The 12,811-nt window shown below is 58.7% G+C and carries 12 protein-coding genes and 1 pseudogene; 8 read left to right on the forward strand and 5 right to left on the reverse strand.

Annotation, left to right across the window (positions count from 1 at the left end; all coding sequences use genetic code 11):
* Window positions 1-48: 48 nt before the first annotated feature.
* From ACR0C5_RS18990 to ACR0C5_RS19010, 5 genes are all read right to left on the reverse strand, one after another.
* Window positions 49-690, reverse strand: coding sequence for a GNAT family N-acetyltransferase (locus ACR0C5_RS18990; protein WP_331252154.1), 642 nt, complete (start codon window positions 688-690; stop codon window positions 49-51).
* A gap of 204 nt (window positions 691-894) precedes the next feature.
* Entirely contained in the window at window positions 895-1,839 is a 945-nt protein-coding gene (locus ACR0C5_RS18995) for an ABC transporter substrate-binding protein (protein WP_170791686.1), read from the reverse strand.
* Window positions 1,840-1,880: 41 nt separating this feature from the next.
* Window positions 1,881-2,888 (reverse strand): ABC transporter permease, encoded by a 1,008-nt coding sequence (locus tag ACR0C5_RS19000; RefSeq protein ID WP_170355083.1) that lies wholly within the window; start codon window positions 2,886-2,888, stop codon window positions 1,881-1,883.
* On the reverse strand, window positions 2,885-4,411 hold the full coding sequence (locus ACR0C5_RS19005; RefSeq protein WP_480878453.1) for a sugar ABC transporter ATP-binding protein: 1,527 nt from the start codon (window positions 4,409-4,411) through the stop codon (window positions 2,885-2,887). The genes ACR0C5_RS19000 and ACR0C5_RS19005 overlap by 4 nt, the downstream gene beginning before the upstream one ends.
* 39 nt (window positions 4,412-4,450) lie before the next feature.
* Entirely contained in the window at window positions 4,451-6,004 is a 1,554-nt protein-coding gene (locus ACR0C5_RS19010; protein WP_480878455.1) for a UxaA family hydrolase, read from the reverse strand.
* Between the two features lie 83 nt (window positions 6,005-6,087).
* Between ACR0C5_RS19010 and ACR0C5_RS19015 the strand changes: the two genes are divergently transcribed.
* From ACR0C5_RS19015 to ACR0C5_RS19050, 8 genes and pseudogenes are all read left to right on the forward strand, one after another.
* Window positions 6,088-6,825 (forward strand): GntR family transcriptional regulator, encoded by a 738-nt coding sequence (locus ACR0C5_RS19015; protein WP_480878457.1) that lies wholly within the window; start codon window positions 6,088-6,090, stop codon window positions 6,823-6,825.
* On the forward strand, window positions 6,822-7,874 hold the full coding sequence (locus ACR0C5_RS19020) for an aldo/keto reductase (protein WP_480878459.1): 1,053 nt from the start codon (window positions 6,822-6,824) through the stop codon (window positions 7,872-7,874). Before ACR0C5_RS19015 ends, ACR0C5_RS19020 begins: the two co-directional genes overlap by 4 nt.
* Complete coding sequence (locus tag ACR0C5_RS19025) at window positions 7,864-8,292, forward strand: RbsD/FucU family protein (RefSeq protein ID WP_170785552.1); 429 nt, start codon at window positions 7,864-7,866, stop codon at window positions 8,290-8,292. The genes ACR0C5_RS19020 and ACR0C5_RS19025 overlap by 11 nt, the downstream gene beginning before the upstream one ends.
* Complete coding sequence (locus tag ACR0C5_RS19030) at window positions 8,289-9,119, forward strand: amidohydrolase family protein (protein ID WP_480878461.1); 831 nt, start codon at window positions 8,289-8,291, stop codon at window positions 9,117-9,119. Before ACR0C5_RS19025 ends, ACR0C5_RS19030 begins: the two co-directional genes overlap by 4 nt.
* A 1-nt stretch (window position 9,120) precedes the next feature.
* Complete coding sequence (locus ACR0C5_RS19035) at window positions 9,121-10,233, forward strand: fumarylacetoacetate hydrolase family protein (RefSeq protein WP_480878463.1); 1,113 nt, start codon at window positions 9,121-9,123, stop codon at window positions 10,231-10,233.
* Between the two features lie 12 nt (window positions 10,234-10,245).
* Window positions 10,246-11,748, forward strand: a complete 1,503-nt coding sequence (locus ACR0C5_RS19040; RefSeq protein ID WP_170775685.1) for an aldehyde dehydrogenase (NADP(+)) — start codon at window positions 10,246-10,248, stop codon at window positions 11,746-11,748.
* Window positions 11,749-11,762: 14 nt separating this feature from the next.
* Window positions 11,763-12,512, forward strand: a complete 750-nt coding sequence (locus ACR0C5_RS19045) for an SDR family oxidoreductase (protein WP_480878466.1) — start codon at window positions 11,763-11,765, stop codon at window positions 12,510-12,512.
* Between the two features lie 19 nt (window positions 12,513-12,531).
* Window positions 12,532-12,811 (forward strand): annotated as a pseudogene (locus tag ACR0C5_RS19050) (2-hydroxyhepta-2,4-diene-1,7-dioate isomerase); the annotation flags it as partial.

Below are 12,811 nucleotides of genomic sequence, written 5' to 3' on the forward strand. Positions count from 1 at the left end.
AGCAAATTTTGAAATTTAACGACTACTTGCGGTATTAACGACTTTCACTCAACCACTCTTGCATTTCGGCGGCCATGTCCAGGCCGCAGACGCATTCGGTCCCAACGAGACCTGTGTATCGTCAGACAGTTCCGCCGCCAAAGCGTCGCGCCGTTTCGCCCAATCGCCTTTGAGAACACCCACAACAACCATGTCATGAAACTGCCCGTCTGCAAACCAGGCCTCACGCATGGTGCCTTCGACCTGACATCCTATCCTTGCGACCAGATCGCGGCTGCTGGTGTTGTCCGCCCGATAATAAGAGGTCAAACGGTTCAACCCCAGTTGCCGAAAGGCAAAATCTACCACCAAAGCCGTCGCTCGGATACCAACGCCGGTGCGTCGCGCGGATTTGTCGACAAACATTGCGACCACCGCATCCCGGTTTACCAGCGACACGCTTTCGATCCCGGCCAGGCCAACCGCTTCACCAGAGCTGTTTTCCACCACGAACCAACATTTGCAACCCGCTCCTTCGGCGGTAAACACGGCCTTCCAACTTTCTTCTGTCTGAAACTGGTTCAACGGAACCCGCGATGTCCGATCAAAAAGCGCAACGTCTTCAGGGTCTTGGAACCAATGGGAGATGACCTCAAGATCCGCTTTCTCCATCGGGCGCAATCTAAACTTATTACTCAAGTTGTCTGACACTTAAATCAACCTTTAAACAAAATCTTAACGATCCACCGAAAGACACTAGCACACTAGATGTGGAAATACGAATTCAGAAACCTCAATTCGGCGCATAGTTGCCCTCGCCTTAAAGTTTCACCTTAATACTTCCTGATCGAGTAGCGCAAACAAAACCGGCCCGCCGCAGAACGACGGGCCGGTAAACCGTGAGTGGGCTTGATCTTAATCGTACAGAACCGCCGCGATTTTTGGATCGTCCATGTTCGAGGCGTCATAGTAGTAGAAACCGGTGTCGATCAGTGCCGGAACCTCTTCACCTTTCAGTGCGGAAACAGCGGCCTTGACGGTCTCGTAACCGATCCCAACTGGGTTCTGAGTGATCGCACCAGCCATCAGTCCGCTTTTGATTGCGTCCTTCTGCGCTTTGCCGCTGTCATAGCCGATGATCACCAGACCTTCGGTGCCCAGTTCCTGAACACCGTTCACAACACCGATGGCCGAGCCTTCGTTGGTGCCGAAGATGCCGTCCAGATCAGGGTTAGCCGTCAGGATCGCCTTGGTAACTTCGGTCGATTTCAAGTGGTCGCCCTGGCCGTACTGAACCGTGACAACTTCGATGTCAGGATATTTTTCTTCGATACGGTTCACAAAGCCATCGCGGCGGTCGATGCCGGTGCGGCTGGTCTGGTCGTGGGCCACAACAGCAACCTTACCTTTACCGCCCAGCTTCTCGGCCATCTTGTCGGCAGCCAAACCCGCAGCGGCCAGGTTGTCGGTGGTTGCGGTCGAAACAGGGATGTCGCTGTCGACACCACTGTCGAACGCGATGATCGGGATACCCTTGTCATTCGCCTGACGCAGCAGCGGGATAGCCGCCTGGCTGTCCAGCGCAGCAAAGCCGATGGCTTTGGGGTTGTTGGCAAGTGCAGCGGCCAGCATGTCGATTTGGCGGTCGACCATTGTTTCGTTGTCGGGGCCTTCAAAGGTGATGGTTACGTTGTACTCGTCAGCTGCCTGCTCGGCGCCGGATTTCACCGCCTGCCAGAACTGGTGTTGGAAGCCCTTCGATACCAGCGGAATATAGATTTCTTCCGCTGCGGCCATCGAGGCCGGACCTGCAATCGTGGCTGCGCTCAGCGCACCCAGAATGAAACGACGTGAAAACATGTTTTTCTCCTCCACAGTTGGTCGTTTTATAGTTGGTTTCTTCAGCCGGACTTCTTGCGCCGTGCCATGTCGGCATAGACCGCCAGAATGATGATTGCGCCGGTGACAACGGTTTGCCATTCCTGCGCCACGGACAGCACGCGCAGCCCGTTGGTCAGGACCGCCATGATCAGCGCGCCGATCAGCGTGCCCAGAATGGTACCGCGTCCGCCCGAAAGCGACGTGCCACCGATTACCACGGCTGCGATCGCCTCAAGCTCGTATCCCAGACCCAGCGCAGGTTGCGCCGAGTTCAGGCGCGAAGCGATCAGGATGCCGCCGATGCCGCAGATTGCACCCGCCAGAGCGTAGATGCGCATCTTCCAGGCGTCGGTGTTCACACCCGACAGGCGCACGGCCTCTTCGTTCGAACCCAAGGCGAAAGTGTAGCGGCCCAGAACCGTACGACTCAGGATGTACGACGCTGCAATCGCCACCAGGAACAGGATCAGCACGCCGTTCGGGATGGGCAGCGCCGGGAAAATCTCTCCGATCAGCGACCCGCGCGAGATCTGGTCAAACCCCGGCGTGTCGTTGAAATAGATCGGCCGCGTACCAGAGATGACCAGCGACAGGCCTTTCAGGATCAGCATCATGCCAAGCGTGGCGATGAAAGGCGGGATCTTCATCTTGGCAACGAAAGTGCCTGAGCAAAGCCCACAGAACGCGCCTGCCGCGATGGCCGCCGCCACGCCCAGCAGCAGGGGCATCCCCAGATAAGTTAGCACCACGCCCGCGATCACGGCGCAGAAGGTCATCAAAGTGCCCACCGAAAGGTCGATCCCACCTGTGATGATCACCAGCGTTGCCGCCACCGCCAGCACCCCGTTCACCGAGGTCGCCTGCAAAATGGCGATCATGTTCGAGGTCTGCATAAAGTTCGGCGACGCAATCGAGAAGCCGATCAGCAGCGCGATCAAACTGGCAAAAGCCAGCAGCTTTTGATACGCGCCGCTGTCGGACAGTCCCGCGAGTGGTTTTTTCTTTTCAACGTCTGTTGCCGTGGTCATTGTGGTGCCCCCGTTACCTGCATAGCCGCCACGCGTTGGGTGGCCAGATGCATGATGTCTTCCTGAGTGGTGTCTTTTCCGCCGGGCAGAATGCCGGTCAGCCGGCCCTCGCACATCACCGCGATACGATGGCTCAGGCGCATGATTTCGGGCAGTTCCGACGAGATCACGATGATGGTCTTGCCCTGCTCGGCGAGTTCTTCGAGCAATTTGTAAATCTCGGACTTCGCGCCAACGTCGATGCCACGCGTGGGTTCGTCAAAGATCAGGATATCGCAATCACGCAGCAGCCATTTTGCAATGACGACCTTTTGCTGATTGCCCCCTGACAGCAGTCGGACCTCTTGCACGTCCGAGGGCGTGCGAATGCCCAACTGCGCGATATATCCCTTGGCCGTGGTGCTGATTTCACCGTCATTCAACACCCCTCCGGTGCCGGTGAACAGATCCATCGAAGCCAGCGCAATGTTGTCGCGCACGTTCATGCCGGTGGCCAATCCGAAATGCTTGCGGTCTTCGGACAAATAACCGATGCCCGCCCGCACCGCATCCTTGGGCGACTTGATCGAGACCTCGTGCCCGTGCACGCGGATCGTTCCGCTGTCCTTCACATCGGCTCCGAAAATCGCACGCGCAACCTCGGTTCTTCCGGCTCCCATCAGGCCCGCGAACCCCAGAATCTCGCCCTTCTGGACCGAGAAGCTGACATCCTTAATCTCTTTGCCGCTATTCAGACCAGAAACCTCAAGCGAAACTTCGGCATCGCCAAGATCCGGCACGTCCAGAGGTTTCTCGTTCACCTCACGCCCAACCATCATGGCGATGATTTGGCTGATTGGTGTCTCGGCAGCGCCCACGGTGCCCACATATTCGCCATCGCGCATCACGGTGACGCGGTCGGCGATTTGCTTCAGCTCGTCCATTTTGTGGCTGATATAGACGATGCCCACGCCCTCGGCCTTGAGACGGCGTATGATCACGAACAGTTCGGCGATCTCGGCATCGTTCAGAGCCGCTGTGGGTTCATCCATGATCAGAACCTTGGACCGGTACGACAGTGCTTTGGCAATCTCGACCATCTGCTGTTTCGCGATGGTCAGGCTGCCCACCAATGTCTTGGGGTCCAGCGACAGGTTCATCGAGGCGAAAATCTCGGCCGTTTGTGCGTTCAGCGCGGCCTCATCCAGACGACCGAAGCTTTTGCGCGGTTCGCGACCGATAAAGATGTTCTGCGCAACGGTCAGGTCGTTCATCAGGCTCAGCTCCTGATGGATGATGCCAATGCCCAGATCCTGCGCCTCGCCGGGCGTGGTCGGGCTGACCGACTTTCCTTCGATCACCAGATCACCACCGTCGCGCTGATAAATCCCCGACAGGATCTTCATCAGCGTGCTTTTCCCGGCGCCGTTCTCGCCCATAAGTGCGTGAACCTCGCCCGAAAACAGATCGAACTGCACTGTTTTCAGCGCGTGCACGCCGGGGAAATACTTTTCGATCCCCGTCATGTCGACCAGTTTTGTCATGTTCCCTCCCATTGTACCCTCATCCCCTAGGGTGTGTGATTACATTACGGCGCCGATCTGCCAGGGGACGAATTCGACCCCCCCAAATCCCAGCTCTTCGCTTTTGGTTTTCTCGCCCGAGGCAACGCGGATTAGAATTTCGAACAATTCCTCTCCTTTCGCTTCGATGCTGACCCCATCGGTGACGATGTCACCGCAATTCAGGTCCATATCGTCGGCCATCCGCGCGTACATTTCAGAGTTCGTTGCCAGCTTGACGCAAGGGGTCGGCTGATAGCCCGAGACCGAGCCCCGCCCGGTAGTGAAAACGATCAGGTTCGCCCCTGAGGCTACCTGCCCCGTGACCGAGCATGGATCGAAACCGGGGCTGTCCATGAAAACAAAGCCCTTTTTGTCGACAATCTCGCCGAACTTGTAGACATCCCGCATCGGCGCTGTGCCGCCCTTGGCAACAGCGCCGAGCGATTTTTCCAGAATGGTCGTCAACCCGCCACGCTTGTTACCCGGGCTTGGGTTGTTGTCCATCTCGCCGCCATTGCGTTCGGTATAGTCCTCCCACCAATGAATGCGCTCAATCAACTTGGCGCCCACTTCAGGCGTTTCAGCGCGGCGGGTCAGTAGGTGCTCGGCCCCGTATACTTCCGAGGTTTCCGACAGGATTGTCGTACCACCGTGGCGCACCAGAAGGTCGGATGCATATCCCAGTGCAGGGTTTGCAGTGATGCCCGAATACCCGTCCGAGCCGCCGCATTGCATTCCAACCGTAATCTCGCTGATCGGCGCGGGTTCGCGCGTCACTTGGTTGGCAAGTTCGGCGATTCCCTTGATCTCGGCCAAACCTCGTTCAATCGTACGCCGCGTGCCGCCCTCGTTCTGAATGGTCATGTAGCGCAGCGCACCATCGGGGCGGATCGGACGACCCCCCACCAGGTCGGCTACCTGCATCACCTCACAACCCAGTCCGATCAACAGAATACCGGCAAAATTGGGATGCTGCGCATAGCCCGCAAGGGTGCGGAACAAAGTGGCATAGCCCTCATCCTTGCCGGACATGCCGCAGCCGGTGCCATGCACAATCGGCACCACGCCGTCCACGTTCGGATAAGCTTCCAACAGCCCTGATTTCTCGGTTGCTTCCGCAATGAATCGCGCGACTGAACCCGAACAGTTCACTGTGGTCAGAATGCCGATATAATTCCGCGTCCCCACCTTGCCGTCTGCACGGTGATAGCCCTGAAAAGTTCGTTCTTCTGCGATCTTCGGCAACGGGTCATTGGCCGACGCATATGCATAGTCCTGCTGATGCGCCCCCATGCCCAGATTGTGTACATGAATATGCTCACCTGGCGCGATGTCGGATTTTGCCTGCCCGATGATCTGACCGTAGCGGATGACATTTTCACCAGCCCGAATCGGTTCCACTGCGATTTTGTGGCCCCGCGCAATCTGTGACGTCAGCAGAGCCGAAACATCCGCCAACTGCTCCCCCGCCTGCAAGTCGCGCAGAGCGATCACAATATTGTCATCCGGGTTCAACTTCACGACGTCTCGCGCCGCCTTCTCCAGAACATCTATGCCGCCGTTTGCTTGCATCACTTCCCCGCTTGCTTGGTCATGTTGCTAAGTGGAAAATCTGTACTTGTCAACTAACATGTTAGAATGCTAAATCACAAACCATGAACAAACCTCAGGACATTGACGCCGCTTTGCTGCCCGTGATCTCGTCAACGGAAGGGTCGCTGACCCAACGGGTTCATCAATCTTTGAAGCAAGCGATTCTGGCGCTGGATTTTCCACCCGGCGCAAACCTGCGAAAAGCTCCGGTGTGCGAGCGTCTGGGTGTGTCACGCGCACCCGTCGCTGACGCAATCGCGCGGCTAGCGTCCGAGGGACTGGTGGATGTGGTCCCGCAATCGGGCACCCGTGTGTCCTATTTCTCGATGGACGAAATCCGCGAAGGAGTTTTTCTGCGCGAAGCGCTGGAGCTGGCCACTGTCGCCAAGGTCGCGCGGGATCTGACCGAGGATCAGCGTAAACGGCTGAGCCGCAACATGCGCTTGCAAGAGCTTTTGATCGAGGACGAGGACATCCCCGGATTCTATCAGGCAGATGAAGAGTTCCACAGCATGCTGATGGATTTCACCGGGTTTCATCGCCTTGCGGATGTGGCGCAGACGGTGTCGCTTCAGGTCAGCCGAGCCCGTATGCTTCTGTTGCCGACACCTGGCCGGGTGGTCGAAACTTTGGCCGAACACCGGGCCATCTTCGATGCAATCGCCAATCGGGACGAACGCGCCGCACAAAACGCGATGCATATCCATTTGGGGCAGTTGATGCCACGCCTAGAAGAACTCGAACGGCAAAAGCCCCATTTGTTCAACCTCACACAAAAGTCGAATTGCGAGACCGAATGACCGTTTCCCAGACAGAACTACTGAACAACCGCACAGCACGCCCTGTCCCTTTAACCCGCATGGGCTTTGGTGGTGCGCCGCTGGGGAATCTATACCGCAAGGTTTCGGATGCTGACGCGCAAGCGGCTCTGCAGGCGGCTTATGATTCAGGCATCCGCTTTTTTGATACCGCACCGCAATATGGCCTTGGTCGATCCGAGCAACGTTTTGGCGAAGCAATCGCCCGATTTGGGCGCGAGAACATCCAGCTGTCGACCAAGATCGGGCGGCTTCTGCTGGATTGCGAACCCCACGAAGTGACACCCGAAGCCTTTGTCGACGTACCACAGAAACGGATCGTGTTCGACTACACCTATGACGGTGTAATGCGGTCATACGAGGCCAGCCGTGAACGGATTGGTGTGGCTAACGCCGATATCCTTCTGGTCCATGACGTCTGCGTTTTCAGTCAGGGCAGCCAAGAGATGTCCGACGCCAAAGTGCGCGAGCTGTTTGACGGTGGCGGGTACAAGGCGCTGGTTGAATTGCGTGAAGCGGGTGAAATCGCGGCAATCGGCGCAGGCGTGAACGAATGGCAGGTTTGTGAAAAACTGTTAGGACTTGGCGATTTCGACGGGTTCCTGCTGGCCGGTCGCTACACTTTGCTGGAGCAAGAGGCTTTGGACAATTTCCTGCCGCTTTGCGAAAAACGCGATGTCGGGATCATTCTGGGCGGCCCCTACAATTCGGGCATTCTGGCCACGGGCGCGGTTCCGGGTGCTAAATACAACTACGCCGACGCGTCCGAAGACATTCTGGACCGCGTGCGCAAGATCGAGGCAGTCTGCGCCGCGCATAACACACCGCTGATCGCTGCAGCACTTCAATTCGTTCTGGGCCATCCCTGCGTCAAGACTGTCGTCCCCGGCGCGGTCAGCGCCAGGGAAGTTCAGGCAAATGTCGCGTTGCTGGATCGCGAGATTCCAGCCGGTCTCTGGTCGGATCTGCGCAGTGAAGGCTTGATCCGGCCCGATGCACCCCTGCCAGCGGAGCTTGCCGATGCTACGTAATATTGATCCAATCCTGTCCCCGGACTTGCTGCACACTTTGCGGGCAATGGGCCACGGCGACGAGATCGTTATCGCCGACGCAAATTTCCCAGGCACAAGCACCGGACCAGACTGTATCCGCGCCGACGGGTCATCCGCCAGCGATGTCCTGCGCGCTGTCCTGTCGGTTATGCCGCTGGACAATTTCGTCTCCGACCCCGCTTTGACCATGCAGGTGGTCGGTGATCCGGATGCGGTGCCTGACGCTGTGGCGGATTTTCAGCGCATCATCAACGAAACCGCTGACAACCCGGCTGATGTACAGGGGCTAGAGCGATTTGCATTCTATGACCGCGCAGCAACGGCCTATGCCATCGTACAAACGGGTGAGCGCAGGCTCTATGGCAATATCATCCTTAAAAAAGGGGTGATCGGTTGAAAATCGACGCGCATCAGCATTTCTGGTCAGTCGCGCGCAACGACTATGGCTGGCTGACCCCCGATCTGGCAGCGATCTATAGAGATTTTCTGCCGCATGATCTGTCCCCCATGTTGGAGCAGGCAGGCATCGGTGGCACGGTGCTGGTACAAGCAGCTCCGACTGTAGCTGAGACAGAATATATGTTGTCGCTGGCTGATCAGGCTGCCTTTATCAAGGGCGTCGTAGGTTGGGTTGACTTCGAAGCGTCGGCTTCACCAGCACAGATCGCTGCTCTGGCACAACACCCCGCTTTGGTCGGTTTGCGCCCGATGATCCAAGACATTGAAGATCCTGACTGGATGCTGGGCGACGCACTGACACCTGCCTTCGCAGCACTGCAATCCCATGATCTGACATTCGATGCGCTGACCTTGCCGCAGCATCTTGGACCTTTGCGGCAGTTGCTGGCTCGGCATAAGAACATGCGTGTGGTAATCGACCACGGCTCCAAACCCTTAATCCGCGACGGTGTGATCGAGGGTTGGGCCGAGGATATGGCAGCGCTGTCCCGCGACACCGATGCGTTCTGCAAGCTATCCGGACTGGTGACCGAAGCAGCATCGGATTGGCAGATCGACGATTTGCGCCCTTATGTTCAGCACCTTCTGGATACGTTTGGCCCATCGCGCCTGATTTGGGGCAGCGACTGGCCAGTCTGCACGTTGGCCAGCTCTTATGAACGCTGGCTGGAAACCACCGACGCGCTTCTCTGCGCGCTGACTCAATCCGAACGCGATGCGATCCTCGGTGGGAACGCCGCGCGCGCTTACAATCTCAGGACCTGACATGACAACACTCAATCTGGATTCTGCCGGGCTTTGGCTTGGCCGTGTGGAACGGCCGGGTATCGGCCCGTGCGTGGTAACATTGCGTGAGGGTCAGGTGGTGGATATCACCGCCAAGAAAGCTCCTACCGTTCGCGACATTCTGGAACGCGACGACGCCGCGGATTACGTACGATCGGCCCCCGGCGAGGCGATCGGCCCGGTCGAAAGCGAGCGTGAATGGCTGGCCCCCTGCGATCTGCAATCGGTCAAGGCCTGCGGTGTCACCTTTGCCGGTTCCATGGTCGAACGCGTGATCGAAGAACAGGCCGCTGGCGATCCGGCCAAGGCCGAAGCCATCCGCGCCCGCATCGGCGCGCGTATCGGCGACAGCCTTTCCAACATCACCCCCGGCTCCGACGAAGCCGCACAAGTCAAGCAGGCGCTAATCGACGAAGGCCTCTGGAGCCCGTATCTTGAGGTCGGTATTGGACCGGATGCTGAGGTGTTCTCGAAAGCGCAGGTGTTGTCATCCGTGGGCTTCGGTGCCGAGATAGGCCTGCACCCGATCTCAACCTGGAACAACCCTGAACCCGAGGTGGTCCTGGCGGTGAATTCGCAAGGTCAGATCAAGGGCGCGACACTGGGCAATGACGTCAACTTGCGCGATGTCGAAGGCCGCTCGGCCCTGCTGCTCAGCAAGGCCAAGGACAACAACGCATCCTGTTCGATCGGACCAATGATCCGCCTGTTTGATGACAGCTATACACTGGACGATGTGCGGCAGGCCGAACTGACCCTGACCGTAAACGGGCCGGATGGGTTTGTCCTGAACGGCGCGTCTTCGATGTCTCAGATCAGCCGCGACCCGGCGGATCTGGTGAAACAGACTATCGGGCGGCACCACCAGTATCCCGACGGGTTTATGCTGTTTCTGGGAACGCTCTTTGCACCCACACAGGACCGGGATACACCCGGCGGTGGTTTCACCCACAAGCTGGGTGATGTCGTCACAATTGCCAATGACCAACTCGGCGCATTAACCAATACGGTGCGCCTGTCGACCGAATGTTCCGAATGGCGGTTCGGGGCGTCTCATCTGATGCGAAACCTGGCCGAACGCGGCCTGTTGTAGGAATTTAGAAACATGTTGATCGGAAAACACCTGATTGCCGGCGAATGGCTTGGATCAGACGCCACCTTTAGCTCGGAGCCTGCTCACGGCCCAAGCCATGATTTCCCGGTTGGAACGCCCGCTCTGGTGGACGCTGCGGTTGAAGCCGCGGAGGAGGCCTTCGCCAGTTTCGGCTGGTCCACCCGCGCCGAACGTGCCGCCCTGCTGCGCAAAATTGCCGATGAGATCGACGCGCGCGGCGACGCCATCACCGAAATCGGCACACAGGAAACCGGCCTGCCCGAAGCCCGTCTGCAGGGCGAGCGTGGCCGCACCGTGGGACAGCTGCGCCTGTTCGCTGATCATATCGAAAAGGGTGACTATCTGGACATGCGCCACGACCAGGCCATGCCGGACCGCGCGCCCCTGCCCCGCCCCGACCTGCGGATGATCCAACGCCCGCTTGGCCCCGTGGCCGTGTTCGGCGCGTCAAACTTCCCACTGGCTTTCTCGGTCGCGGGCGGCGATACAGCCGCGGCCTTGGCCGCAGGGTGCCCGGTTGTGGTTAAAGGCCACTCGGCCCATCCCGGCACTGGTGAGATTGTGGCTCAGGCCATCGACGCCGCGATCAAGGCTACTGGGGTGCACCCCGGTGTCTTTTCGCTGGTGCAGGGGGGCAAGCGTGACGTGGGCACTCGTCTGGTGCAGCATCCGCTGATCCGGGCCGTGGGCTTTACCGGCAGTCTGGGTGGCGGTCGCGCCCTGTTCGATCTATGCGCTCAACGCGATGAACCCATCCCGTTCTTTGGAGAGCTGGGCTCGGTCAATCCGATGTTCATCCTGCCTCAGGCCGCTGCCGCACGCGGGGCTGGGATCGGGACCGGCTGGGCCGGATCGCTGACCATGGGCGCGGGGCAGTTCTGCACCAATCCCGGCATCGCCGTTGTAGTCGACGGGCCCGAGGCCGACGCCTTCCAAGCCGCTGCCGAGGCAGGGCTGAACGCAACCGCCAACCAGACCATGCTGACCGATGGCATCGCCGACGCGTATCGCGATGGCGTGGCACGGGTGGCCGCTGGCACCGGTGTGACGCAGGTCATGGGCACAAGCTGCGCCGCCCGCGACGCGGCCCCATATCTGTTCGCTGTGTCAGGCGACGACTGGCTATCTGATCACAAACTGCAAGAAGAGGTGTTTGGCCCGCTCGGTATAGTGGTTCGCGTTCGCGACACCGCTCAGATGCTGCAGGTCGCCCGCGCAATAGAGGGTCAGTTGACCTGTACCTTGCATCTTGACGACAGCGACACTGCTGACGCAAAGGCCCTGCTGCCGCTGCTGGAACGCAAAGCGGGCCGATTGCTGGCCAACAGCTTCCCCACCGGGGTTGAGGTCTGCGACAGCATGGTCCATGGCGGCCCCTACCCCGCCTCGACCAATTTCGGTGCCACGTCGGTTGGCACCCTGTCGATCCGTCGCTTTCTGCGCCCGGTCTGTTACCAGGACATCCCAACCGGCCTTTTGCCCGAAGACGTGTGAGAGTAAAGACTGGGATGCATAACCCCTCGGACCGATTGGCAGGTAAAACGGCCCTGATCACAGCGGCGGGTCAGGGCATCGGCCGCGCTATGGCCGAGCTGTTCGCGGCAGAGGGCGCGCAAGTCATTGCCAGCGACATCAATGATGTGTCGCTGGCTGAACTGGCCGAAGTTGCAGGGATCACGACCCTGAAGCTGGATGTCACGGATGCCGCTGCGGTCAAGGCGGCCGTAGCAGACCTGCCTGCATTGGATGTGTTGTTCAACTGTGCCGGATATGTTGCCGGCGGAACCATCCTTGATTGCAATGAGAGTAACTGGGACTTCAGTTTCGATCTGAATGTCAAAGCCATGTATCGACTTATTCGTGTGACCTTGCCCGGAATGCTAGGCAAGGACGGCGGATCGATCATCAACATGTCTTCGGTTGCATCGTCAATAAAAGGCGTGCCAAACCGATTTGCATATTGCGCCTCGAAGGCTGCGGTGATCGGATTGACTAAGGCCGTTGCCGCGGATTTTGTCCAACAAGGCATCCGGTGCAACGCAATCTGCCCCGGTACCGTGGACAGCCCCAGCCTGCACGACCGTTTGCGGGCGACCGGTGACTATGAAACGGCAATGTCCGGCTTTATAGCCCGCCAACCGATGGGGCGCATCGGCTCGGCGGACGAAATCGCAGAGCTCGCGCTTTATCTCGCAAGCGACGCCAGCAAATACACCACCGGCCAGCCATTCGCCATCGATGGCGGCTGGACGATCTGAAGATAGTGAGGATTTTACGATGAAGTTGCTACGCCACGGCCCTGCCGGACAGGAAAAGCCCGGTATTCTGGATCAGGACGGTACGATCCGCGACCTATCTGGGGTGGTTGATGATTTCGCAGGTGCAACGCTTGACGATGAAAGCCTGGCGCGCCTAAAGGCGCTGGATCTTGCCAGCCTGCCCGCCGTCGATGCCAATACCCGCATCGGGGCCTGTGTGGGCCAGGTGGGCAAGTTCATCTGCATCGGCCTGAACTATGCCGACCACGCCGCCGAAAGCGGCATGGAGCTGCCCGCCG

The organism is Ruegeria sp. N8 (assembly GCF_056531325.1).

Bases quoted from the DNA above. Each gene is read 5' to 3' on its own strand.
- ACR0C5_RS19020 (WP_480878459.1), top strand. From the start codon at position 6,822: ATGACCGTTTCCCAGACAGAACTACTGAACAACCGCACAGCACGCCCT.
- ACR0C5_RS19000 (WP_170355083.1), bottom strand. From the start codon at position 2,888: ATGACCACGGCAACAGACGTTGAAAAGAAAAAACCACTCGCGGGACTG.
- ACR0C5_RS19025 (WP_170785552.1), top strand. From the start codon at position 7,864: ATGCTACGTAATATTGATCCAATCCTGTCCCCGGACTTGCTGCACACT.
- ACR0C5_RS19015 (WP_480878457.1), top strand. From the start codon at position 6,088: ATGAACAAACCTCAGGACATTGACGCCGCTTTGCTGCCCGTGATCTCG.
- ACR0C5_RS19040 (WP_170775685.1), top strand. From the start codon at position 10,246: ATGTTGATCGGAAAACACCTGATTGCCGGCGAATGGCTTGGATCAGAC.
- ACR0C5_RS19005 (WP_480878453.1), bottom strand. From the start codon at position 4,411: ATGACAAAACTGGTCGACATGACGGGGATCGAAAAGTATTTCCCCGGC.
- ACR0C5_RS19045 (WP_480878466.1), top strand. From the start codon at position 11,763: ATGCATAACCCCTCGGACCGATTGGCAGGTAAAACGGCCCTGATCACA.
- ACR0C5_RS19035 (WP_480878463.1), top strand. From the start codon at position 9,121: ATGACAACACTCAATCTGGATTCTGCCGGGCTTTGGCTTGGCCGTGTG.
- ACR0C5_RS19010 (WP_480878455.1), bottom strand. From the start codon at position 6,004: ATGCAAGCAAACGGCGGCATAGATGTTCTGGAGAAGGCGGCGCGAGAC.
- ACR0C5_RS18995 (WP_170791686.1), bottom strand. From the start codon at position 1,839: ATGTTTTCACGTCGTTTCATTCTGGGTGCGCTGAGCGCAGCCACGATT.